This is a genomic window from Psychrobacter sp. DAB_AL43B (assembly GCF_900168255.1).
Classification (GTDB): Bacteria; Pseudomonadota; Gammaproteobacteria; order Pseudomonadales; family Moraxellaceae; genus Psychrobacter.
The window spans coordinates 1,937,990-1,963,511 of the sequence record NZ_LT799838.1; the positions used below are offsets into that span (position 1 = coordinate 1,937,990).

At 42.6% G+C, this 25,522-nt stretch carries 20 protein-coding genes; 5 read left to right on the forward strand and 15 right to left on the reverse strand.

Annotated elements, in window-relative coordinates:
- Nucleotides 1–4 precede the first annotated feature (4 nt).
- Complete coding sequence (locus DABAL43B_RS14250; protein ID WP_165767601.1) at nucleotides 5–151, forward strand: hypothetical protein; 147 nt, start codon at nucleotides 5–7, stop codon at nucleotides 149–151.
- A gap of 174 nt (nucleotides 152–325) precedes the next feature.
- On the opposite strand, the gene DABAL43B_RS08410 is transcribed toward DABAL43B_RS14250, so the two are convergent.
- The 6 genes from DABAL43B_RS08410 to ispF all read right to left on the reverse strand — a co-directional run bounded on the left by DABAL43B_RS08410 (nucleotide 326) and on the right by ispF (nucleotide 6,458).
- Nucleotides 326–1,354, reverse strand: a complete 1,029-nt coding sequence (locus DABAL43B_RS08410; RefSeq protein WP_079691946.1) for an ornithine cyclodeaminase family protein — start codon at nucleotides 1,352–1,354, stop codon at nucleotides 326–328.
- Nucleotides 1,355–1,427: 73 nt separating this feature from the next.
- On the reverse strand, nucleotides 1,428–2,387 hold the full coding sequence (locus tag DABAL43B_RS08415; RefSeq protein ID WP_079693081.1) for an AEC family transporter: 960 nt from the start codon (nucleotides 2,385–2,387) through the stop codon (nucleotides 1,428–1,430).
- 199 nt (nucleotides 2,388–2,586) lie between these two features.
- Nucleotides 2,587–4,482 carry a tRNA uridine-5-carboxymethylaminomethyl(34) synthesis enzyme MnmG gene (mnmG, locus tag DABAL43B_RS08420; RefSeq protein ID WP_079691947.1) on the reverse strand — a complete coding sequence of 632 codons (1,896 nt, stop codon included), beginning with the start codon at nucleotides 4,480–4,482 and terminating at the stop codon, nucleotides 2,587–2,589.
- 238 nt (nucleotides 4,483–4,720) lie between these two features.
- Nucleotides 4,721–5,242 carry a hypothetical protein gene (locus DABAL43B_RS08425; protein ID WP_079691948.1) on the reverse strand — a complete coding sequence of 174 codons (522 nt, stop codon included), beginning with the start codon at nucleotides 5,240–5,242 and terminating at the stop codon, nucleotides 4,721–4,723.
- Between the two features lie 175 nt (nucleotides 5,243–5,417).
- Entirely contained in the window at nucleotides 5,418–5,768 is a 351-nt protein-coding gene (grxD, locus tag DABAL43B_RS08430) for a Grx4 family monothiol glutaredoxin (RefSeq protein ID WP_079691949.1), read from the reverse strand.
- Between the two features lie 198 nt (nucleotides 5,769–5,966).
- Nucleotides 5,967–6,458: a 2-C-methyl-D-erythritol 2,4-cyclodiphosphate synthase gene (gene ispF / locus DABAL43B_RS08435; protein ID WP_079691950.1), complete on the reverse strand. Its 492-nt coding sequence runs from the start codon at nucleotides 6,456–6,458 to the stop codon at nucleotides 5,967–5,969.
- Between the two features lie 263 nt (nucleotides 6,459–6,721).
- Between ispF and mnmA the strand changes: the two genes are divergently transcribed.
- Nucleotides 6,722–7,948 (forward strand): tRNA 2-thiouridine(34) synthase MnmA, encoded by a 1,227-nt coding sequence (mnmA, locus tag DABAL43B_RS08440; protein WP_079691951.1) that lies wholly within the window; start codon nucleotides 6,722–6,724, stop codon nucleotides 7,946–7,948.
- Between the two features lie 240 nt (nucleotides 7,949–8,188).
- Here the strand turns inward: mnmA and DABAL43B_RS08445 are convergent, their stop codons facing one another.
- Together DABAL43B_RS08445 and DABAL43B_RS08450 are read right to left on the reverse strand one after the other, a co-directional pair.
- The gene (locus DABAL43B_RS08445) at nucleotides 8,189–8,962 is read right to left on the reverse strand and encodes a hypothetical protein (RefSeq protein WP_079691952.1); all 774 of its coding nucleotides are present in this window, start codon (nucleotides 8,960–8,962) and stop codon (nucleotides 8,189–8,191) included.
- Between the two features lie 137 nt (nucleotides 8,963–9,099).
- Nucleotides 9,100–9,441: a hypothetical protein gene (locus tag DABAL43B_RS08450; RefSeq protein WP_079691953.1), complete on the reverse strand. Its 342-nt coding sequence runs from the start codon at nucleotides 9,439–9,441 to the stop codon at nucleotides 9,100–9,102.
- A 219-nt stretch (nucleotides 9,442–9,660) separates the two neighbouring features.
- On the opposite strand from DABAL43B_RS08450, the gene purB reads away from it, so the two are divergent.
- Both purB and DABAL43B_RS08460 read left to right on the forward strand, forming a co-directional pair.
- Entirely contained in the window at nucleotides 9,661–11,052 is a 1,392-nt protein-coding gene (gene purB / locus DABAL43B_RS08455; protein WP_079691954.1) for an adenylosuccinate lyase, read from the forward strand.
- 45 nt (nucleotides 11,053–11,097) lie between these two features.
- Complete coding sequence (locus DABAL43B_RS08460) at nucleotides 11,098–11,736, forward strand: DUF2238 domain-containing protein (RefSeq protein ID WP_079691955.1); 639 nt, start codon at nucleotides 11,098–11,100, stop codon at nucleotides 11,734–11,736.
- A gap of 1 nt (nucleotide 11,737) precedes the next feature.
- On the opposite strand, the gene DABAL43B_RS08465 is transcribed toward DABAL43B_RS08460, so the two are convergent.
- Nucleotides 11,738–11,923: an NF038104 family lipoprotein gene (locus DABAL43B_RS08465; protein WP_079691956.1), complete on the reverse strand. Its 186-nt coding sequence runs from the start codon at nucleotides 11,921–11,923 to the stop codon at nucleotides 11,738–11,740.
- 149 nt (nucleotides 11,924–12,072) lie between these two features.
- On the opposite strand from DABAL43B_RS08465, the gene DABAL43B_RS08470 reads away from it, so the two are divergent.
- Complete coding sequence (locus DABAL43B_RS08470; protein WP_079691957.1) at nucleotides 12,073–13,245, forward strand: cupin domain-containing protein; 1,173 nt, start codon at nucleotides 12,073–12,075, stop codon at nucleotides 13,243–13,245.
- Between the two features lie 162 nt (nucleotides 13,246–13,407).
- Here the strand turns inward: DABAL43B_RS08470 and guaD are convergent, their stop codons facing one another.
- The 6 genes from guaD to putA all read right to left on the reverse strand — a co-directional run bounded on the left by guaD (nucleotide 13,408) and on the right by putA (nucleotide 25,257).
- Nucleotides 13,408–14,850, reverse strand: coding sequence for a guanine deaminase (gene guaD, locus DABAL43B_RS08475; protein ID WP_079691958.1), 1,443 nt, complete (start codon nucleotides 14,848–14,850; stop codon nucleotides 13,408–13,410).
- Between the two features lie 195 nt (nucleotides 14,851–15,045).
- Nucleotides 15,046–16,083, reverse strand: a complete 1,038-nt coding sequence (locus DABAL43B_RS08480; protein ID WP_079691959.1) for an XdhC family protein — start codon at nucleotides 16,081–16,083, stop codon at nucleotides 15,046–15,048.
- Nucleotides 16,076–18,646: a xanthine dehydrogenase molybdopterin binding subunit gene (gene xdhB / locus DABAL43B_RS08485; protein ID WP_079691960.1), complete on the reverse strand. Its 2,571-nt coding sequence runs from the start codon at nucleotides 18,644–18,646 to the stop codon at nucleotides 16,076–16,078. The genes DABAL43B_RS08480 and xdhB overlap by 8 nt, the downstream gene beginning before the upstream one ends.
- Before the next feature lie 248 nt (nucleotides 18,647–18,894).
- Nucleotides 18,895–20,571: a xanthine dehydrogenase small subunit gene (locus tag DABAL43B_RS08490; protein WP_079691961.1), complete on the reverse strand. Its 1,677-nt coding sequence runs from the start codon at nucleotides 20,569–20,571 to the stop codon at nucleotides 18,895–18,897.
- 724 nt (nucleotides 20,572–21,295) lie between these two features.
- Nucleotides 21,296–21,988, reverse strand: coding sequence for a 1-pyrroline-5-carboxylate dehydrogenase (locus tag DABAL43B_RS08495; RefSeq protein ID WP_079691962.1), 693 nt, complete (start codon nucleotides 21,986–21,988; stop codon nucleotides 21,296–21,298).
- Between the two features lie 11 nt (nucleotides 21,989–21,999).
- Nucleotides 22,000–25,257 (reverse strand): bifunctional proline dehydrogenase/L-glutamate gamma-semialdehyde dehydrogenase PutA, encoded by a 3,258-nt coding sequence (putA, locus tag DABAL43B_RS08500; RefSeq protein ID WP_079691963.1) that lies wholly within the window; start codon nucleotides 25,255–25,257, stop codon nucleotides 22,000–22,002.
- Nucleotides 25,258–25,522 lie beyond the last annotated feature (265 nt).

Here is a 25,522-nt window from a genome sequence, read left to right on the forward strand (position 1 = left end):
GGTCATGGAACCCTCTGCTGCTATTGGTTCATCAATATTTTTATATATCTTGGCTTTTATTGCAGTTATGATTGTTGCCGGCTATTTTACTTATAGTATTAGTCCTCGCGGCAAAAAACGCCGCGAAGAGAAGCGTGATAATCGTCGTTAGTCAATATATTATCGTTCATATAATTTTTTATATAGTCGTAAAAGCCTCCTATTTATATAAAAATAGGAGGCTTTTTTAAAGCTGACTTTTGATAACTATCTAATGAAAGTGACTATTTATTACCAGCGCATGTTAAACATTTAGGAGAGCCAAACCTTTAAGAGAGCTCCGTATCTAAAATAGAACAGTACCAAGATTTTTCTGCTGAGCCAGTTGCGTAATGTATATGGCCACTGCGGCATCAAAGCTTGCTGCACCAACCGATTTAAATAAGGTCATTCCTTTATCAGACTTCATTGTTTGTTGTTTTAACGCGCCTGTCACCAGCGCTTGTAAATCACCGCTCAGATCATCCCATGTCCATGTACAATCAACAGCTTTATGAGCTTGGATTAGATCCCCTGCTTCATGGCGACAACCTATTAAATCATCAACGACGATCATGCTGCTATTCTCAATAACATCATTACTGACTTCTTTCATTGATGGCAGATATGCTCCTACCGCATTGATATGCACATTCGGTTTGATTTGAGCGGCGCTAAACAAGCCTTTATCAGAACGAGTAGCAAGATTAATAATATCTGCGTCTTTAATAGCCTCTTCAAGCTGTTCGCAAACCTTTAAATCCACATCCCATTGGTGATAGTCACGAGCAAATTGAGCTTTAAAACTCTCTGCCCCTTGCATGCTTCTATTCCAAAGATAAACTGTTCTAATCTCAGGGCGCACAGTAAGCACAGCGTGTAGTTGCTCATAGGCCATGCCCCCACAACCAACCACTGCCACGCTTTGACAGTCATCGGGTGCCATATATTTGGTCGCAATGCCCGATAGTGCTGCCGTACGTACCTGCGTGATATAGATACCGTCCATCACCGCTAGAATCTCGCCATTCGCATTATCCGACACCGTAATAATCGCCGTCGTGGTTGGCAGATTACGACTGGGATTGTCAGGGCAAATAGTGACCAATTTCACCGCCGTATATTCTTGCGTGCCATCATAAATAGTTGCAGGCATCGATAAATGCGAGCCTGTGCTATTTTTATCATTATCACTAAAAGTCTCAATGACCAAACGTTCTGGTGCTTTGACCCAATTAGGATGCTCAGCTTGCAAATGTAACAGCTTTTCAATCGTATCAATCGTCGCTTGCATCGTTAAGTGTTTGGTGACGGTTTCTTTATTTAACCATTGCATGATAATGACTCCATTGATTGATTGATTAATTAATTAATTGTTATAAGGTTTACTTGTTGTCTAAACCACCCTGCTACATCAGCCCCATTCCGCGTAAGATCCCTGCTCCAATTGCCATACCAAACATTCCCACTACGGTAGTGAACCCTAAAATATTGGCCGCTAAAATATCGTTGCCACCCATTGCTTTTGCCATGACATAGCTTGCAGCGGCTGTCGGTGCGGCTGCCATTAAAAACAGTACGCCCATGTGCATACCTGTTAGTCCAAAACTAAGCCCTACCGCGATAGCTATCAGCGGCGCGATGACGATGCGACCTATACTCGCCTGCATCGATATCCCTGAAGGGCTGAGCATAGATTTCAGATCAATGCTCGCACCTGCGCAAATGAGCGCTAATGGTAAGGCAACTGCCGCCAGCAAATCACCCGTAATATGAAGAACGCCCGTTATTGGCGGTAAGGAAAAAGCTTTATAAGCAAAAGCGGCGATCAGTGCCACCATAAGTGGATTAGTCGCCAATTTTTTGACAATTAAGATAATGCGACTAATCCAAGTATCGTTTGCATTTTTGGACACACGGCTAAGGGTAATAACCGCTAAGATATTAAATAATATTGTCACAATGCCCATGTATACCGCGCCGATACTTAGCCCTATTTCCCCATAAGCATTGGCAACGGTTGCAAGACCAATAATGGCCATATTGCTGCGGAATACCCCTTGTACAAAGACGCCTTGATCCGCAGGCGCACTGATAAAGCGACTGGCATACAGCTCAGAACCAATATATAAAATAAAGGTGACAACAATACCAGCGGCTATCAATACGACTTGCTTGGCATAATCGACATCACTATCGACCACACTAAAAAATAACAGACAAGGTAAACAGTAATTGAATACAAAATTTGACGCTTGATTAATAAACGCTTGGCTGGCTTCGCCGCGTCTTTGCATAAAAAAGCCCAACCCCATTAAAAAAAGGTTGGGCATAACAATCGTAATCGCAAATAAAATAGCTTCGATCATGAATAGACTCAAGTCAGCAAAATGGCTAAGGCGATATTGCAAGCATCATTCTTAAGAACATGAATGATTATGAAGGCTATAATTATGAATAATATGAGTATAGCGCGTAATTATATAAGCCTTTTATGCTTCTCTATAAATAGCGAGCCCTTAGCTGATTGATCTAATCAAAGATGATCAAGGCTCGCCTTTACTGTACTTATAAGCCTAATGCTACTTGCGCTTTCTTCTGTTTTTTAACCGTCATTGCCAATAATTGAATGGCAGCAGGCGTCACACCGCTAATACGTCCGGCTTGGGCTAAGGTTGCAGGGCGTACTTGGGTCAGTTTTTGTACAATCTCATTGGACAAACCAGAGACTACACTATAATCAAAATCCATCGGTAGTGCCGTATTTTCTAGACGCTTCATCTGATCGATGTCTTCTTGCTGACGGTCAATATAGCCCGCATATTTAACTGATATCTCTATTTGCTCGCCTACTTGCGCGTCAACTTGTGACCCAGTAATGGCAGCAATATCAGTGAAATGTATTTGTGGACGTTTTAGCAAATCGTAAGCCGTCGATTCTTTAGAAAGTACTTCACCGGTTTGCGCGGTTAGTTGTGCCCCTAACGTATTAGCCGGTGTTGCCCACATATCTTTTAAGCGCGACGTTTCTTTACTGATCGCATCCATTTTCTCTTCATAGGCCTGCCAGCGCACATCGTCAACCAAGCCGAGCTTGCGACCTGTCTCTGTTAAGCGTTGATCAGCATTGTCTTCACGCAGCAGCAAACGATATTCAGCGCGACTGGTAAACATCCGATAAGGTTCAGTAGTGCCATGAGTAATCAAATCATCGACCAGTACACCAAGATAGGCTTCATCGCGGCGCGGTGTCCAGATATCGAACTCACTATTATTAGTGGTCACTAATGCCGCATTCGTACCTGCTAGCAAACCTTGTACGCCTGCTTCTTCATAACCCGTCGTGCCGTTGATTTGTCCGGCAAAATACAAGCGGTCAATAGATTTGGTTTCAAGCGTTGGTTTTAGGTTTTGTGGGTCAAAATAATCATATTCAATGGCATAGCCGGGACGGGTAATATGCGCGTTTTCTAGTCCTTTCATACTATGAATAAATTCTAACTGCACATCAAACGGCAAACTGGTTGAGATGCCATTTGGATATAGCTCATGCGTAGTCAGACCTTCCGGCTCAATAAATATCTGATGGCTGTCTTTATCGGCAAAGCGGTGAATCTTATCCTCAATGGAAGGACAATATCGTGGACCAATACCTTCAATTTTTCCCGAGAACATGGGCGAACGGTCTAGATTTTCACGGATGATATCATGGGTACGGGCATTGGTATGAGTGATATAGCAGTTGACCTGTTCAGGATGCATCGAAACATCACCCATATAACTCATTACTGGCAATGGCGTATCACCCGGCTGTACAGTCATCACACTAAAATCAACACTGCGTGCATCGATACGTGCTGGCGTGCCAGTTTTTAGGCGACCGACTGGAAGCTTGAGCTCACGCAAGCGGTCAGCAAGTTTAATAGACGGCGGATCCCCTGCTCGTCCACCTTTTGAGTTCTCAAGACCAATATGAATGACGCCGCCTAGGAAAGTCCCTGAGGTTAAAATAACTGTTTCCGTCTTAAAGACAATGCCGGTAGCCGTAACAACAGCAGTTGCGCGACCATTTTCAACCAAAATATCATCAGCCGCTTGTTGGAATATATCAAGGTTCGGCTGATTCTCTAACGTATTACGAATGGCTGCTTTATAAAGGATACGATCTGCCTGCGCACGCGTGGCACGAACGGCAGCGCCTTTACGGCTATTTAACACACGAAACTGAATGCCTGCTTTGTCTGTAGCCAATGCCATTGCACCGCCTAGCGCATCAATCTCACGTACCAGATGCGACTTACCGATACCGCCAATCGCTGGATTACAGCTCATCTGTCCCAGTGTCTCGATATTATGGGTCAATAGCAAAGTCTGCGCGCCCATACGTGCAGCAGCTAAAGCTGCTTCTGTACCGGCATGACCACCACCGATGACTACCACGTCGTAATTTTTTGGGTATTGCATGTATGCCTCGCTTGACGGATTGCGACTGTGCCACTACAAGTAATTGATTTATTAGCAATAACTTGTAGTAGGATAAATCAGCATCGGTCGTGTTTAGAAAATTAATAGCCGGTAATTATAGCAATTTTTAAGCACTTTTTCCCGATGCTTTTAAAATAATTGCATTAGAAATAATGAGACAATACTTTATTAATGATTATCTCATTTAACTTAACTGCTTTGACTTAACCAATCTGATTTAACTAAGAGGAACGATATGATCTGAATGACCGCTGCTAAGCATATGGTGGCTGCCATAACCTTCTGGATTAATCTGCAAATACGCATTCATCTGGCCAATTGCATCACCATCATTACTGGCCAAAATCTGCTCTTTAATCAACTCAACCGGCGGCAGTAGCAAGTTTTTTAGCAAGGCTAAACGCTGATCGTTATCGCCTTTATTGACGACCATCTCGATGAGCTGACGCGCATCAATAGGTAAATCTGGCGTGTTTTGTGCCAGTAATACCAAATGATAAGCACCGGCTGCATCTTGATCGGCAACGATGCGCTGCTCAATGGCAATATAAGTCGCTTCAGTTGCACCGCCTGCTACGCTTAATTGATGGATACATTTGAGTGCTGAATGTGGCTCGTTACCTGCGATATCAATCAAACGTATCGATTCATTTTTTAGGTGCTCACGGCGTTTTTCGATAGCCGCTTGCTCGGCAGCTTCTGCTGCATTAACTTGTTGCTCTATTGGTTGATTAGTCATAATAATACTCTCTTATCATTAATATTTTGATCATACTGAATCTTGAGTCATATATGGGGTCAAAACTGACAAAAACAATAAAAGCCCGAGCAACCATTTAAGGACTTGCTCGGGCTTTTAGGGATAATACTCATCAGCTTAATGATAAAAAAGCTTAAGGAGTTGTTTCTATCGATTATGCCGCTGGGCTATTTTCTTCGACCAAAGGCTTTAATTCGCCTGATTGATACATTTGTAAAATAATGTCTGAGCCACCCATCAATTCACCGTCAATCCACAACTGTGGAAAGGTTGGCCAATTAGCGATTTTAGGTAAAGTGGCACGGATTTCTGGATTTTCTAAAATATTTACAAAGGCAAACGGACGACCGATTTGGGTAAGAACCTCAATCGATTTCGCAGAAAAACCACACTGCGGAAACTGCGGTGTGCCTTTCATATAAAGAATCACTTTATTGTCTTTGATTTGATCACGAATCAGCTGTTCAACATCGTTTGCAGCAGTATTGGGGGTTTGCTCACTCATAAAAGCTCCTATTGATAAAGCAGTGTATTGAAAATAGTTACTTAATTTGCCAAATCATTAATGATAGACCATTAACTTCAGCATGTAAGGTGTTTGGTACATGGGGCGATTATTGCCAAATTACAAGCATGTTTAACATATGGCATTTCTACCAACCATGATTAATCGTTTAACGATTAAAGGTTTAACGACTAAGCATCAAACATTAGGTACCAATAATACCACGGCATTGGCCATAATGCCCTCTTGCCGACCAGTAAAGCCCAGTTTTTCAGTGGTCGTCGCCTTCACGCTAATATTACTCACATCAGTTTGCAAGTCGCTGGCAATATTATCACGCATGGCTTGATTATACGGCGCCAGTTTTGGACGCTCGCACATCACTGTGATATCTGCATTGCCCAAAGTATAACCGGCAGCTAAAACTTTACCATACACATAACGGAGTAGTACCCGTGAATCAAGTCCGGCATGCGCCATATCGGTATCTGGAAAATGCTGCCCAATATCACCAAGCGCCAGCGCACCGAGCAGCGCATCAGCAAGCGCGTGTAATACCACATCGCCATCAGAGTGCGCTAGCAAACTATGGGTATGCTCTATCGGCACACCCGCTAGTATCACATATTGCTGCTGTTGACCATTATTATGAAACGCATGGACGTCAATACCTTGACCAATTTTTATCATTATTTTCCCAAATAAGTTAAGGGTGATTAGAATAATTTAAAATCATTATCTGAATTTTTAAAGCTATTTTACTAGCAGTAAGATGCCATAGGTCGCCACCAGTTTCAATTAGCTGGTATAATATGACGCTTATTTTATCATAATACCAAATCCAAAAGATAAACCGGCACTGTCAACTTGCCAAGCCTACCAATCATAGTCATTGCCGTAGTCTTCAGTGCCATTATAAACTTTGGACAAAGTATAAATAGTTGAGCCGCTCTATGTCAGCCATGCCAAATACCTCAAATACACCAGTTTCTGATTCTTTTAGCGTCCATCGCCCTTTAACGCTTGCCGATATTGACCATCCTAGCACTAAGCATGTGATTGTTGGTATGTCAGGCGGCGTTGACTCTTCTGTGTCTGCTGTTTTACTTCAGAAAGCGGGCTTTAAGGTAGAAGGTCTGTTTATGAAGAACTGGGAAGAAGATGACGGCACTGAATACTGTACGGCGATGGATGATTTGGCGGACGCGCAAGCGGTCTGTGACAAAATCGGTATTAAGCTGCATACGGCTAACTTTGCGATGGAATATTGGGATCGCGTTTTTGAGCATTTTTTAGCCGAATATAAAGCCGGTCGTACGCCCAATCCAGATATTTTATGCAATAAAGAGATTAAGTTCAAAGCATTTTTAGATTATGCCTTGACCCTAGGCGCTGATTATATCGCTACCGGTCACTATACCCGCCGCAGTATTAATTATACGAATGCTAATGGCGAAACAGTGGCACAGCTCTTACGTGGACTGGATAGTAACAAAGACCAAAGTTACTTCTTGCATGCTGTTGGTGGCGACAAACTTGCCAAAACACTATTTCCTGTGGGCGAGCTTGAAAAACCAGTGGTTCGTCAAATCGCTGAAGAACATGACCTAATTACCGCCAATAAAAAAGACTCCACCGGTATTTGCTTTATTGGTGAGCGCCGCTTTAAAGACTTCTTACAACAGTACTTGCCGGCGCAAAAAGGCGACATTGTCACTGACGATGGCTTCACTATCGGTACTCACGACGGCCTGATGTATTACACCTTAGGTCAGCGTGGCGGTATCGGTATCGGTGGTGTTAAAGACCGTGTTGAGGCACCGTGGTTTGTGCTTGCAAAAGACTTAGATAAAAACCGTCTAATAGTCGGTCAAGGTCATGAGCATCCGATGATGCTGAGCAATGAGCTGCAAGCTTATAAGCTTGATTGGGTCGATAGTTTGCCACCTGTGGATATTTTCAGCTCAGATGGCTTACGCTGTATGGCAAAATCTCGCTATCGCCAGCCTGACCAAGCCTGTCGAGTGTTTGCGATAAATGCTGATGGTAGTGAGGTGCGTGTGGTGTTTGATGAACCACAGCGTGCGGTCACTCCCGGTCAATCAGCGGTATTTTATATTGACGAGGTTTGTTTAGGCGGCGGCGTGATTGCTTCTATTGATGCGCCTTGTGGGTTTTAGAAGACCCACGGCACCTTGATTAAAATGCTTATCTTTATCGTTACTATTTGGCTCTCAACGCTAATATTGCTACTACTTGGAATCTCCAAATTAGCTAAGAAGCGAGAGCCTAATTACTCATTCAAGAAACGCAACTTCTTACTAGCAGCTCTGGTGATTCAAGTTATCTGCTCATTCGCTTTTATAGCAATTTTTATATCAGCAGTTTTTGATACAGCTGCTTCCGTTTAACTTTGATAATTATTCGATTACCTCATAAATATTATAAGTTAACTGAGCCACGGGCTGAAGCTCTGAGGTAAATTGATAAAAACGGATATCATAGCTTCCCGGAGTCCAACCATCATAGGGTTTAAAACTTACCCAATTCTGATTACTGTTGGCGACAATATTCTTTTTCTCAAATAACAACACTTGCCCTGTTTGATTATTGACCCATTTTACAAATACAAAAGGGCTAGTAGGGACTTTACCATCTGTGTCCAAATGCACAAATAGCTTAGTATCTTTATTTAAAGTTGAAGTATCTAAAGAATTTGAAGGCATTACTGGACTTAAAGATAATTTGACATTACCTACTAATGGCTGATTATCATTTGATTCGTATAGTTCTTCGACAGCTCGCTGGGCAAAGCGTCTTTTATCTGAGATAACATCACTGGAGCCTTTTGTCATAAATTTATCAACGTACTGCCCTAGAATATAATCCGGCATGTCATTAACGATGTTTAAAGCTTGCTGCTGTGAATAATCGTTAATAGAGGAAGATGGTACCTTTGTATTTGGAACAGCTGGTAATGCTCCTGCGTCTGTATTATTTGCGCAACTCTCTAACGCCACTAAAGTATTATTTGCTTGATTAGAACCATCTTGATTATTTGTATTTATAGGGATGTGCTGTTTTGTCTGCATAACCCGATCTATTTGCTGTTTGCTCATAAACAAATAAGTACTTAAAATACCAAATAAAAAGGCAACAAGAACAGATGAGATAAATAAGGTTTTATCTTTCATAAGGTACTTTATTTACTTATAAACCTATTTATAAAAAAAGGTATTGACTGCTTATATAGCCAACACCTTATATATCAAATATTTATTTGATAATGTGATGATAAAAAACTACCAAAATATTTTATTCAATGACTATATTAAGGGCACTTTAATACAAATTTTCCAATATTTGTACCTTTTAAATATGTACTGTTAGAAGAACTGAATCCACCAATCTTACCATCTAGTGTCATTGTATTGCCATTACAACCAATTACCATGTTTGCATCAGCATTTTTATCTTCAAATCTACAGCTATCTTTGACAAGACCGGTGATAGTTGTACCTGATACGTTACAAGGTTTTTTAGTGGTGATATCAGTTTGGGTAGGTGGCGTCGTATTCGAACCAGTATAAGAACCACTACTATCAGAGTCACCGCCACAAGCGGTTAGGCTCAGTGCTGCACCTAATAAAAATACACCCATTAATTTATTCATTATTAAGCCTTATTTAAATTATTTTTGCAATATATCACTCTCTTTTTATTAAGTAAACATTATTTCGCTAATGTAACGATTTTTGCCCTAGTTTTATGTGCAATCAGGTTATAATTAGGTTATTAATGAAAATAAAGCTATTAATCCTTTATACTTATACATTTTCTGCTTTTGCGCTTTATAGCGCTATTTTTTTTAATAACCATTTGAGGTATTACTATGAATCTACTTACCGCCCTCTCTCCAATTGATGGTCGTTACGCCTCTAAAGCTGATAGCTTGCGCCCTTATTTATCTGAATTTGGTCTGATTAAAGCTCGAGTCACCGTTGAGATTCGCTGGTTGCAGTCTTTGGCGGATAACAATGAGATTGGTGAATTAGCAGCGTTTGATACTGATACCAATGCTTTTTTAAATGCTATCGTTGATAACTTTAGTGAAGCAGATGCGCAAGCGATTAAAGACATTGAAGCGACGACCAACCACGACGTGAAAGCGGTTGAGTACTTTATCAAAGATAAGTTCCGTGGTCAGGCAGCACTAGAAGATTCACTAGAGTTTATTCATTTTGCTTGTACCAGTGAAGATATTAACAACCTATCATACGCGTTAATGCTAAAAGACAGCCGCGAGATTGTCGTTGCCAAAATGCAAGAAGTGACTGATAGCATCGTTAATCTAGCAATTACTCATGCTGATCAACCGATGCTTTCACGTACTCATGGTCAAACGGCTAGTCCAACGACTTTAGGTAAAGAGATGGCAAACGTCGCTTACCGCCTAGCCCGTCAAATCAAAAAAATCGGTCAAGTAGAGCTACTCGGTAAAATCAATGGCGCGGTTGGTAACTATAATGCTCACTATGCTTCATATCCTGACGTTGATTGGCAAACCCATGCTGAAAAATTTATCGATGAAAGCCTTGAGCTAACTTTCAATCCTTATACCACCCAAATTGAGCCGCATGATTATATCGCTGAGCTGTTTGATGTGGTTAAACGTTTCAATACTATCTTAATCGATTTTAACCGTGATATTTGGCAATATATTAGCTTAGGCTATTTTAAACAACGCCTAAAAGATGGCGAAGTGGGTTCTTCTACCATGCCGCATAAAGTCAACCCGATTGATTTTGAAAACTCTGAAGGTAACTTAGGCGTTGCTAATGCCATGCTTGCTCATTTGGGTGAAAAGCTACCTATTTCACGTATGCAGCGCGATTTATCAGACTCTACTGTTCTTCGTAATATTGGTGTTGGTCTGGCACAAAGTATGATTGCTTATGATGCTTGCTTAAAAGGTGTCGGTAAGCTTGAATTAAATGCTAAGCGTTTAAATGATGACTTAGATAATGCACAAGAAGTGTTGGCTGAACCGATTCAAACCGTCATGCGCCGCTATCGTGTTGAAAACCCGTACGAAAAACTTAAAGCTTTGACGCGTGGTAATGCCATGACTCGTGAAGCGATGCTGACATTCGTCGAAAGTGATGAATTATCTGCCGTTAGCGATGCTGATAAAGCACGCCTACGTGAGATGACACCTGCAACTTATGTGGGTAATGCAGCTGAGCAAGCACGCACGATTAAAGAGTGGATTGCCAAGATTTAATCATTAGCTATTAATAACAGTTTACAAAAAAGACAAGCGTGCAACATGCTGCGAAACTTTAAATCGGTAGTTGTCAGTACTATGGCGGTGTTAATCGTTATGGTACTGGCAAGTATTGAGCCTCTAGAATGGTCAAGCTACCTGTTGCATCAGTTTGGCACACTGCTTTTTCTAGCATTAATGCTGGGCGCTTATCGTTACGGGTATATTAGCTCGCGCTCCTACGCACTTGCTTCAATCTTTCTCTTTATTCACATTATAGGGGCACGCTATTTATACTCGTATGTACCTTATGATGCTTGGACGCAGCAGCTATTTGGTATAAGCCTAAACGAGTTATTTGGTTGGCAGCGGAATATGTACGACAGGCTCGTGCATTTTAGCTACGGGCTTTTGCTATTTTTTGCGATGATTGAGAGTTCAAAGTCTATATTTAAGGTTCAATCAACGAAGCTATTAGTAGCGATTGCACTTATGGTTAATATGTCGTCAAGCCTACTTTATGAGCTACTAGAATGGGGTATTGCGACAACTTTATCACCAGAAGCCGCGGAAGCTTATAATGGTCAGCAAGGGGATGTTTGGGATGCCCACAAAGATATGGCTTTAGCACTACTCGGTGGGCTGATTGCGGCAGCTATTACTCTATTTCAAACTCGTAAACGACCTATAATCAAGTTATAAATTAATCGTCTTTTTTGTCATCATCACTGTCGCCCGGTATGATGGCTTTGGTAACAGCGACAGTGCCTTTGACCACGCCTTTGGTGGTTTTATAGGCGACTTTTACAGGTACGGTAACAATTTTATGTACGCAGGCTTGTAGCAAAAACACGCTGGCGATGATGACGATAAAATGCAGTTTTTTCATAAGTTTCCTAGGATTAACGAGATATTCTGACGATAAGCATCAGTTAAGCGATGGTCATCAGTTAGGTGATAATCATAAACCAATAAACTCTGCCTATAAAGCAATCCTTATTATTAATCACCTGCCCCTTTCAAAATACGGAACTATCAATGACCTCTATACCTCTTTGTTTACCCGACTCTATTACTCCAGAGCAATTTTTAGCAGAATACTGGCAAAAAAAACCACTTTTAATTAAGCAAGGTTTACCACAATTAATTGGTATGTTTGAGCCGGATGACATGCTTGGTTTGGCGTTAGAAGAAGATGCCACAGCGCGTCTGCTTACTCAAGATACTGTTAAACAAACAAATCAGCCGCAATGGCAACTTAAGAAAAGTCCATTGACGGAAGCAGATTTTGATAATCTGCCAGAACAATGGACAGTATTGGTACAAAATCTTGAGCAATGGTCACCTGAGCTTGGCCAATTGTGGCAAGCATTTGACTTTATACCACAATGGCAGCGCGATGATATTATGGTTTCCTATGCGCCAAAAGGCGGCTCAGTTGGCAAACACTATGATGATTACGATGTTTTTTTAGCGCAAGGTTATGGTCAGCGCCGTTGGCAACTGGGCAAGTTTTGCGATAAAGATACTGAGTTTGTCGCTGATGAGCCCATTCGATTGTTTGATGATATGGGCGAGATTATTTTTGATGAGATATTGGAGGCCGGTGATGTACTTTATGTGCCACCAAAGCTGTCACATTTTGGTGTTGCCCAAGAGGATTGTCTAACCTTCTCATTTGGCTGTCGCCGTCCGAATTTAATGCAAATTATCGATAGCTTAGCCGATATCGCCACCAACGACAGCGCTTTATTTATACCGATGTTATTGCCACAAGCTGTGCAAGCGTCAGGTGAATTAAAGACTGATAGTATTGATGCTATCAAAGCTCAGCTATTGCAAATGCTACAATCTGAGCGCGGTGATCATATTATTCGCCAAGCAGTATCTGAAGTGGTCAGTAAACGTCAATATGATGCGCTAGTACCTGAAGAAACCATGAATACTGACGAGATGATAGCTGCATTGGCAACCGGTGCTACATTACAAGCCGATTATAGCAATCGCTTGTTATATACCCAAGTGCATAATGACATCGTTTTATATGCCAATGGGCAGCGCCTAGATGATTTGCATGTAAACTCAATAGCACTACTCGTACGCTTATCTAATGGCGAGTATTTAACGCTTGATGATATGGAAGGGATTAACCCTGATGAAGTGATGGAGTGGTTAGAAAACGGTTGGGTGTGGCTGAATTACCCAGAATAATACGATAGCTATAATTACTAACTCATTCTTAATGAGTTTTATAATAGAAAAGACGATCAGCATTTATATCATTAAGACTTAAAAATCTTAGTAAATAAATGCTGATCGCTATCTGATGCTTTCTGTTCGTTGATAAAAAATCAAACTATCGCTCAAAATCTCTTATACAGTAGCCGTTTTTTTATAACGACTCACGCCAGCGATAATCGTTTCTTCAATCACCCTATCATCACCCAACATCATCAGCACAAATAACTGCTCATCAAGCGACTTAGTTTGTGTCATACGGCGCTCCATTAAATCAGTGCCACTCATATCTATCACCACAAAATCTGCTTCTTTATTAGGCATAAAGTTACCGATTTTATTGTCTAATAATAGCGACTGGGCGTTGCCTAAGGTAATCTGATACAACCCTTGATGCGCTGATAACGGATTTTTTTGTAATTGCTGCACTTTATAAGCTTCTGATAACGTGGTCAGCATCGATAGACTGGTTCCTGCGCCTACATCGGTGGCAATACTCACACCGGTATAACTCAAAGTTTTTGACAAATCAAACAAGCCACTACCTAAAAATAAATTGGACGTTGGGCAATGGGCGATTTGGGTACCAGTAACACGCAGCACTTCATACTCTGGCGTTTCAAGGTAGATACCATGCGCCAAGGTGGTACGCCGACCCAATAATCCCAAATCGTGATAAACGTCCAAATAGCCTTTATGATTGGGATAAAGCTCACGTACAAAGGCAATCTCATCGAGGTTTTCGGCCAGATGCGTTTGCAAATAAACGCTGTCATAGCTGCGATAGAGCTCGCCGGTCATTTGTAATTGCTTAGGCGTTGACGTAATCGCAAATCTTGGCGTAATCGCCACATGCTGACGTCCGTGCTCATGCCATTTATCAATGATATTCTGTGTATCGCGAATACCTTGTTCGGTCGGCACACACAAATGCTCAGGCGCATTTTGATCCATCAATACATTACCGGTAATCATACGCGTATTCAGGCGACTGCTTTCGGTAAAGAACGATTCTACTGACTGTGGATGACTGGTAGAGAATACCAAGGCACTGGTCGTACCGTTGGCGAGTAGCTGGTTTAAAAAGAACTGCGCGGTATCATCAGCAATCTTTGGGTCACCAAAATTGGCTTCAGTCACAAAAGTATAGTTATTTAACCAATCAAGCAATTGCTCACCAAAAGCCGCAATCATATCTATCTGCGGATAGTGCACATGAGTGTCAATAAACCCTGGCATGATGAGCTTATCTTGGTAATCATGAATCTGTACTGGTGCTTTGCCTGCTTGGACACCACCATTACCATAGGTAGACAACATCGACGTACAATGGCCATAATCAACCACAATACCGGTCACATCATCGACCACAAGCGCACCATTAGCAATATATTCAGGATAAACTTTCACGCCTGCAACGACAGGTAACAAGGTGACGTTCTTATCTACCACCGTGATGTTTGGGCGCTCAGCATTTGTTAAATCAGTCGTGTCCGAATTAGTGCGCTGCATTCTTTCAGCCAAATTCTCTTCAGTCAGATAATGCAGTAACTGCGCTTGATAAATATGTATGGTCATAAAAAAGCTCACAATAATGGATAAGTATTTCGGTTAAAAATTAATCCCTATTATCTATCCACCCTAATACGAGCACAAAGTTACTGAACGCAGCCCATAGAATATTATGGCTGACGAAGCTGATAACAATGTTATAAAGGTAGGTAGACAGATAAATAGATAATTAAAAAACCTGTCGATTAGGGTTAATATTCGTTATAAATCATTATAAAGCTGCATCACTTGCGCCGCGATAGAGATAGCGACTGCCATTGGCTCTTTTCCACCAGTCTTAAGTCCGATTGGCATGGTCAATTTATCAACTATTTGCTCATTATAATCACGCTGCAGTAGACGATCTCTGAAACGCTTGGCTTTAGTCGCTGAGCTGATACAACCAAGATAAGGTAATGAAGATAACAGGCTGGTGCTGACGTTAGGAACATTATTGGTAATGCTATTTGTATCAACATTAGCATCAATTTTCATATAAGTATCAAGCGTGGCACGCACCAAATCAAAATCAAGGCTGTGATCATGAGTCATGACTAGGATAAAATACTGAGTGCCTTTTTTTATTGACGCATTTGCTGAGGCACTTTTAAAGCTCTTAGTGACAAACGGTTGGATAAAATCCACCGGATCTTCATCAATATGTGGGCGAATATGGGTAGGCAATTGATAAGTCACTTGTCCATCTGCCGTGCCAGCATCAGCGCTCAAATAACCCTTGAACATCTCAGCACGGCTGTCTACCCAATCTACTTGGCAAGGTAACTCAGCAAGTATGGTCATTAAGGCGGCTGCTACGTGTCCTGCACCAAATACCAATAGCGACATCGGCGGCGTCACATTAAAGCATTCAAACATAACTGTGACACTACCGCCGCAGCATTGGGCTAATTTAGCGCCCAATGGATAGTGCTTGGTGTAGACTGCTTCACGACGTACTGCTTGTGCCTTTTCAGACTTGCCTTCTTTTAATGGTTTAAAACCTCTTGACTCATTTGGATCTAGCTCCCCATTGAGCAATTGCCTAGCAGTGATCGTCACATCATGCTCAAGACTACCGCCGCCCAAGGTGTCACAGCACGCATCAAGCGTGACAATCATTTTAGATTGTAGCTCTCGAGGTGCTGAGCCATTCACGGCAACGACAGTCGCCAAAACGTGCGCCATACCTTGCTGCTGATATTGCACCAGTCCATCATACCAACGAGTTGGCGGCACCTTTAGCGATAATGAATTATTCACTGTGCGCAGGTCCACGAGCCGTTGAAACATTAGGATTTTCTATGGCTTCAGGTTGCTCGTCAAACAACTGACCTTCAGACTCTGGTGGATTTACATCTTTACCATGAGGCACTTGCTGCGGCTTGACTCGATCATCATCGATACCACAATTGTCATCAGTCAGCGTTAAACTCTCAACAGTTTCTGCCTCTGCTTTAGAAGCGATTTCCCATTCTTGACCTTGCATACGCATCACTGCTTTGAGTACCGCCTCCGGCGTCGCAGGCATAGTCAAATCTGGATTTTTCTTACAATCACCCAAGCTCGCTACTGCATTATTAATCGCACACCAAACACTAGCGGCTAGCATAAATGGCGGCTCACCAACGGCTTTAGAGTTATAAATGGTCTGCTCTTCATTTTTACGATCGAACAGTTTGACACTCCATTGCTTAGGCAAGTCATGGGCGGTCGGAATCTTATAATTAGCCGCACTGTTAGAAGCTAAATTACCTTTTTTATCCCAAATCAGCTCTTCAGCCGTCAGCCAGCCCATGCCTTGTACAAAAGCACCTTCAATCTGACCAATATCCACAGCAGGGTTAATCGATTGCCCGACATCGTGCAAGATATCGCAGCGCAGTACCTTGTACTCTCCCGTTAAAATATCAATTTCTACCTCAGCACAGGCGGCACCCAAGGCAAAATAAAAGAAAGGTCGACCCCACGCTTTTGAGCGATCATAAAATATCTTGGGTGTTTTATAGTAGCCAGTAGAAGACAAACTAATACGATGCTGATAAGCCAGTAAGACAAAATCGGCAAAGGTGAGCACTTCTTTATCACCGATATAGACATGGTTATTTTCAAACTTGATATCTTCTGCCATTACCTGAAAGTGTTCAGCGGCAAACTCAACCATACGGTCTCTGATCGTGATACAAGCATTTTGCGCCGCTTTGCCATTCATATCAGTGCCCGATGAGGCAGCAGTCGGTGACGTATTCGGTACTTTGTCCGTGCGGGTCGCTGTTGCTTTTACGGTATCTAAATCGACATCAAATTCATTGGCGACGATTTGGGCAATTTTAATATACAGCCCTTGTCCCATCTCAGTACCACCGTGATTGACCTGAATCGTACCATCAGTGTAGATAAGCACCAAAGCTCCCGCTTGATTCAACGTCTGCACGGTAAATGAAATACCGAATTTCACAGGGGTTAAGGCAAGCCCTAAACGCTTATCACTACCCTCAGCCTCCGCTTTTTTATTGGCTGCTGTAATTTGCTGACGGCGCTTATCATACTCATTGTCATCTGCTAGCGTCTGCATAATAGTAACCAAATCAAAATGCTCAATCGGTTGACCATAATGGGTGCTTTGACCGTTTTGATATAAGTTTGCCAGACGCACCTGCAAAGGATCTTTTCCTAAAGTATAGGCGATATGATCCATCATATATTCAGCTGTCAGCAGACCTTGTGGACCACCAAAACCTCGATAAGCGGTATTAGATACTGTGTGAGTCTTGCAGCGGTGACCGGCTATCTGCGCGGCTGGATAATAATAGGCATTATCGCAGTGGAACATCGCGCGATCGACGATAGCATCAGATAAATCAGGCGAATAACCACACAATCCTGACAGCTGCATATCGACGCCTAACACTTGACCTGCGTCATTGACACCGACATCATATCGATTAGAGAATTCATGACGCTTACCCGTCACGACCATATCATCCTGACGATCTAAGCGCATACTTACTGGCACATTTTGGCGCTTGGCAACAATACCGCACAAGCACGCCCATGCGGCTGCTTGCGTTTCTTTACCGCCAAAGCCGCCACCCATTCGGCGCACAATAGTCGTAACGGCATGAAAAGGCAAATCAACCACTTCCGCAACCAACTGCTGTACCTCACTCGGATGCTGCGATGAAGTATAAACTTCAAGACCACCATCATCACAAGGCACGACATAGGATACCTGCCCTTCAAGATAAAAATGCTCTTGGCCAAGCATATGAATATGTCCTGCAATGCGCGTCGGTGCCGTATCGAGTGCGGCTGCCGCATCTCCGCGCTCCATAAAATGACTGGGACGCACAAACTGCTCTTGCTTTAGCGCCTCATCAATAGTGAGAATCGCTGGTAATGGCTCATACTCTACAATAGCGTGAAGGGTGGCTTTTTTGGCGGCACGATGACTGGTTGCGACGACGGCAAATAAGGTTTGACCGACATATTCTGTGATCTCATCTACCATCAATGGATCACCATCAAAAACCGGTCCGATATCAGTCTTGGCTGGCAAATCTTTAAAAGTAATGACATCGATTACGCCATCGGCTGCCCTTACCGCACTCAAATCCATGCTTAATACGCGTGCGTGAGCATGAGCACTTTTTCCAACCGCTAAATGCAGGGTGCTTTGTGGCTTCAGCATGTCATCTACATAGGTGGCGGTTCCCATCACATGACTAATAGCACTGTCATGCTTGGCTCCGGTACCGATTTTATTTTTGGGTGGACGTTGTCTGCGAATACTATAGCTGTCAAATAATGAAGAATGATGACTCATGGTGGCTCTCTCTTATATTTTTAGCAAAACCTATAATGCCTGCTTATAGCGTTTTGGCTGTATTATGAAAGCTATGTAGTAACTGCTTTTTAGTAGATAATCTAAAAAAAGCTGCGTTGCAAAATCATAGCTATCAGCATAATACTTTATGATAAATATCAGTATTTATAGCAAATATCGGTGTTTGACTTGCCTGTACGTGAAAGCGTATTTAGATATTAAAAAACTCTATACAACGTTCATAAACGTTAAGCGCTTTCAGCTTTTACATCTGCTACCAATTGCTTACCGCATTTAATAATTAGCCGCTGCACCACATGCATACGATATTCACGACTGGCTCTAACGTCAGTCATTGGCGATACATCCATCGCTAACATTTTTGATGCCGTCTCAAAACTGACAACTTCAACAGCTTGCCCGATCAGTGCTTGCTGACATTTTGCAGCCAATAAAGGAATCGCTGCCATACCGCCAAGACCAAGTCTTACATTTTCAATCGTCAAGCCATCTGCTGACAGATCAATTCTCGCTGCCAATAAGCAGGCCGAAATATCATCTTCGTAACGCTTACTAATCTTATGAATATAGAGATGCTGATTGTCTTGCATCAGCGGAATATGCAGGGCAACCACGTAACTACCAGCACGTAGCTTGGTCTTTTTATAATCTAAAAAGAATTCAGATAAAGGAATAATTTCGTCAATGCAAGACGCTTGATTTGAATGAACATCATTAGTATTGGTATTGTCTGAGCCATAAACAGCTGCGCAATGACGGATATGAATATGAGCATCTAATGCCAATAAAATGGGAGGTAAGTCGCCAATTGGTGAAGCGTTAGCGACATTACCTCCGATCGTACCCATATTACGGATTTGCGGCGAGGCAATACGTTCAAATAAGTTGGCAAAGTTGGGAAAGTATTGCTCAAGGACAGGCAGCATTTGCTTATAGCTCATGCCAGCACCCAATACTAAAGATGGTATTTCTATTTGCTCTGAAGCTTGCTTGCCTTTTGATTCTGTATCTTTTGATTGTTTGCCATTGAGAGATTTAGAATCCGTAAGCGACCAAGATTTTAGCTCGTCAATCGCTGACAGTTGTACGATAACATCATGATCGACTAAGTGCTGCGTCACACTCAAGCCCAAATCGGTCCCACCCGCCCAAATAGTCGCCTTTGGATGTGCGGCTAACACTTGATTGAGCTCATCAATGGACTGCGGAATGAACAGCTTACGCGACGCTTGAGTAAGAGCAGGCGCGATAGTCCCCGATGTGCTTGAAGCCGCTTGGCTGCTATTAGCCATCGCATCTGTCGCTAGACTGATGGTTAAGTCTTTAGCTATTATCTGATCAGCATCACGTTGTCTGCCAATCTCACTCATTACTAAACCAGCATCGATAATAGGACGATAACCTGTACAGCGACATAGATTTCCCGATATTGAAGCGACAATGTCATCATAGCTAAGATCGTCAGTCGTCGTCCCTTCTGCTACTTGCAGACGATGATTTTCATAGGTACTTGCCAGCGTCATGACAAAGCCAGGCGTACAAAAGCCGCACTGCGAACCATGAAAATCTACCATGGCTTGCTGCGCTGGGTGCAATAAAGCACGATCTGGATGATTGGCAGGATTGTCCGCGATATAAGCGGCCGTCATCAGATGATGACCATCCATCAAGGACAGTAAAGTGATACAAGAGTTGAGGGTATAAAAAGGGGCTTGAGCAGATTGATCTGCATCCTGAGTAGGTAGCTTTTGCGCCATAATGGTACAAGCGCCGCAGTCACCACTACCGCAGCCTTCCTTGGTATCTGTTTGCTTTTCATGCAAGCGCAGATATTCAAGTACCGTGGTATTCGGATTGAGGTCAGTTAGCTGCTTATATTTACCGTTCAAATAAAAATGAATCATAGCAATGCTCAGCTGTCAGAATAAAAGGAAGATAAAATAATACTTTTATCTCTAATCGAATAATAAAATTTTAACAATCAGTATCTTAAAGGATAGTCGCGCACAAACGCTCTGTCCTTAAGTTAGTACTTAATTACCATGTTAATAAAATTTATACGATGACGATCATCATACCTACATCAATACTGAAAGTTATACGGGTATTGAATAAGCTGACTGCCTATCTGACTACTGACTTGCTCAGGCTTAATCTGTTTGCGGTTTGAAATTTTCAATTTACCAATCATGTATGAGCATTATTAGTAAATCTGAAAGCGGTAATAAGGGTTCGGGTATAGGCTTAACTACCCTATCGGAAAATCGGAGAATATAAGCATAAACAAATCCTTTTTCTATGGCTTAAGGTACATCAACATTCCGTGTTGAAGGCGTTCAGCAGCCATTTAGCGAATAATTGCTGACTAAACGGTTAATTTATATTATCACTATCTTTATTTAACTTACAACTTAAAAAAACATGTCATTTCGTTTAAAAACCAAAAAAACTCATAAAATAGTCGTTATCGGCTAGAAACCTTAACTATCCTTAGTCAAAAGCCACACCTTAGTCAAAAGCCATAAAATTAAATTGAGATATAAAAAAACGGTCAGTAACTATTCACCAAAGCTCTTGGAAAATAATTACTGGCCGTCATTCTTGTGATTCTATCTTTTTTTATAGCAGTTACTCTGTGCCAAGCTCCAATAAGCTAGCATTACCACCGATTGCTGTGGTATTGATCGTTCTTACGCGCTCAGTGACAAAGCGATAGAGATAATCAGGCGTCAGCATCTCTGACAAGCCTTCCATGTCAGTGACCGCAATTACTTGCGTTAAAATACCATCGGTATTGGCAAGCTCTTGGCTGATTACTTGCACTTCGCTCTGATTACCAGCGACAGCCACTTGCGCTAGACGGTCTATATACAATAGCGTAATCGTTTGCGAATCATTAGCAACGCTCAGCACATCATCACTGATACCAGACTCATAGAGGATTTTTGCTGCTTCATTACACATCTCATCTTGGCTTGGGCAATGCAATATTACTTCGTTACCGGTTAATAGCGCTGCTACCAATTGCCCAAGCACTGCCATTGCGCGGGCAGACTCGCCACCGATGACCATTGTCTTACCACGGGCGGTCACATACAAATCATTTGTTTCACCAGTAGCCCCAGTCATACGATGTACTTCATCCAGCATAGGCGCAGCACTCAATAAATGAGCAAACAAACGCTTTGCTTTATTGGCATCACCGGTAAGCAATGCCAATTTTGGAATGGCCGCTTGTATATAAATGGCACGATCTAATGCGCTAAGTAATCGCCAAGCTTCACAAACCTGGGCATGGTTTTTTTTGAATTCAGTCGCCATGTTGCTACTCCTTATGCAAGTTCTGTTTGAGTGATTGATTCGGTCGTATTGTTTTTAATACCTACTTGTTCGACAGCTGCTTGCTCTGTACTTAATTGCATAAGACGGGCGACATAATGTGGACCACCCGCTTTAGGGCCAGTACCGGACAGACCACAGCCACCAAATGGTTGGACGTTTACGACCGCACCGATTTGGTTGCGATTGATGTAGGTATTGCCCACAAAAGCACGGCGTTCAATATGCTCAACATTATTTTCAATACGGCTATGAATACCCAAGGTTAAACCAAAGCCTGTGCCATTGATTGCGTCAATCAACTTATTCAAGTCAGGGGCTTTATAGCGCAGCACATGCAGGATAGGGCCAAAGTGCTCACCACCAATCACATCAATGCTTTTTACTTCAATCGCAGTTGGCAATACAAAGGTCGATTGCTCTTGACTGACGACCACACTGTCGCTCATCGGTGTCTGCGCTAAAATAGTAGCGGTTGGCTCAGCGCGCATGCGCTCAATATGTGCTTCAAGTCCTCGCTTGGCATCGTTATCGATCACTGGGCCCACATCTGTGGTCGCATATAAAGGATTGCCTACGACCAATTCAGCCATATTGCCTTGGAGCAGCTCAATCAAATCATCAGCCATCTCTTCTTGCACGCACAATATACGGCAAGCAGAACAACGCTGACCTGCTGAGCCAAAAGCAGATAACACCGCATCTCTAACCACTTGTTCTGGCAGTGCTGTCGAATCGACAATCATGGCGTTCTGTCCGCCAGTCTCTGCGATAAATACGGGCAACTCGCCACTAGCTTGGGCATGACTGTTCAGGCTTTGATTAATCCGCTGAGCCGTTTGGGTCGAGCCAGTAAATATAACACCTGCTATATTATCAGCTGCGGTCAATGCAGCACCAACGTCGCCAGCACCAATCACTAATTGCAACGCTTCTGCTGGTACGCCCGCTTGATACATCAGTTGTGCACCAAAATGAGCAATCAAGCTGGTTTGCTCAGCAGGTTTCGCGACAACCGTATTACCTGCTGCTAATGCCGCTACGATTTGACCGGTATAAATCGCCAATGGAAAGTTCCAAGGGCTAATACAAACAAAGGTGCCACGTGCTTTATAAACTTGACGAGACAGCTTGCCTGCCAAATCAGTAAACTCGTGTACTTTTGCGTCTAAACGCTCTGCTTCATCAGCATAAAAACGGCAAAAATCAACGGCTTCTTTGATTTCATCGATGCCGTCTTGCATCGTTTTACCCGCTTCAATTTGGCACAATGCCATCAATTCAGCATAGTTTTCTTCATATAAATCAGCCACTTTACGTAATATCATAGCGCGCTTAGCAGCGGGTACTTTCTGCCATGCGCTTTGCCCTGCTACTGCCGCATTGATTGCTTGCCGTGCCACTTCTGCATTAGCATAGGCTACGTTACCTGCGATGACCTCATGATTCCAAGGAGCGCGTACTGTTTGAGTATCGAGCTGATGGGTTTCGCCATCCGCTTCATAGTCATTAATTGCCTTGCCATTAACAATAGAAGTCGCTGACCAAGTTTTATGCAGATGACTATCAATAGCAGCTTTGAACGGTAGCCATTGTGACTCTACAAATATATTTGGACCAAAGCTGGCACGGCGCGCACCATAGATATCTAGTGGTAATGGAATATCTGGATTGTGCAAAGTAGCATTGGTCAGTAGCTTGTCATACGGATGCACTATCAGTTTCTCAATCGGATAAGATTTGTCTAATAGCTGATGGACAAACGAGCTGTTGGCACCGTTTTCAAGCAAGCGGCGTACCAAATACGGCAGTAAGTCTTTATGTGCGCCAACGGGAGCATAGATACGTACTGGGATTTGATAAGCTTGTAAAATGTGATCATAAAGCGCGTCGCCCATACCATGTAGACGCTGGAACTCAAAGTCTCTATGCGCACTCATGGTCATAATCGAGGCAAGCGTATGGGCATTGTGAGTAGCAAACTGTGGCCAGATGAGTCCGCGTAAATGCTCTGATAGCAAGAAGCGCGCACACGCAAGATAGGCGGTATCCGTACCTTCTTTACGCGTCCAGACAGGATAGCCTGACAAACCTTTTTGCTGCGCCAATTTAATTTCTGTATCCCAATACGCGCCTTTTACCAGACGTACTGGAATACGGTCACCTACTTCAGTTGCCAAGCGCGCTAGCCATACTAAAATAGCAATAGCACGCTTAGAGTAACCCTGTACCACGATACCTAAACCATCCCAGTCAGCCGTCAAGTTGTCCCGATATAGAGATTCAAATAACTTTAAAGAAATCTCAAGTCGATCGGCTTCTTCCGCATCGATACTAAGATCAACGTTGACCTCACGTGCCGCTTCAATCAGTAACAAGCAGCGTTGACGTAATAACCCCATCACTTGTGCTTCTTGGGTGGCTTCATAGCGAGGATGCAATGCAGATAGCTTGATAGATACCGACGGCTTTGGCATGCCCTCTTTGACTTTGATACTGGCAGTGGCTTTAATGGCATGCAGATAATCGTTGAAGTATTTTTCGGCATCTTTATGCGTAATCGCTGCTTCGCCTAGCATATCAAATGAATAGGTATAGCCTTTATTGCGATAAGGCTGGCTGTTTTTATTAGCGCCTTCAATAGTCTCACCCAGTACAAATTGATGCCCCATGATACGCATGGCTTTTTGCATCGCACTGCGAATGACCGGCTCACCCATCTTTTTGGTCATACGATCCAAAAACCCTGATGCTGTGGTATTACTATCGATACTCACGACACGGCCAGTCATCATCATGCCCCACGTCGAGGCATTGACCATAAAACCATTGTCATTTTTGATGTGCTTTTTCCAGTCAGCCACACTCATTTTGTCATGAATCAACGCATCAGCAGTGTAATTATCTGGTACTCGAATCAAAGCCTCTGCCAAGCTCATCAGCAGAATACCTTCTTGGGTATCCAAACTGTACTCAAGCAATAGTGAGTCGACCATTTTTACGGCTTTGCCATCATTGCGTACGTGCTCGACCAGCTGACGAGTCTGCGTGGCAGCAGCTTCACGTTCTGCGTCACTGGGTTTGGCTAATGGCAATAAGTCCGTTAACCAGCGCTCTTCATCGACGCTATATAACGGTGAGATACGTGCATGTAGCTCCTCTGACGATAGGGTAATATATTCTGGTGACAGCAAATCGATAGGATTAAATAAAATCGGCTCTTGCGGGGTAAACTGCTCTACTGGGTTCATAACAACTCCATAACTATCGTTTAAAAACCATCATAAATAGTGCTTTCGGAAATTTGATTATCTATAACCATTATTATCTTTTAACCACTACGACTTTTAATAGCAGGTCATCAATAGTAGATAATGAATAATATTCACAGCAATAATCAAAAGACCAAACGGCGCCATTACAAAACGAGAAAATCCAGCATAGGCTGGAAGGGGTCAAGTAGGTCGTTCTAATGTTAAACGGACTACGTTAACAATATAAAGGCAACAACGTACA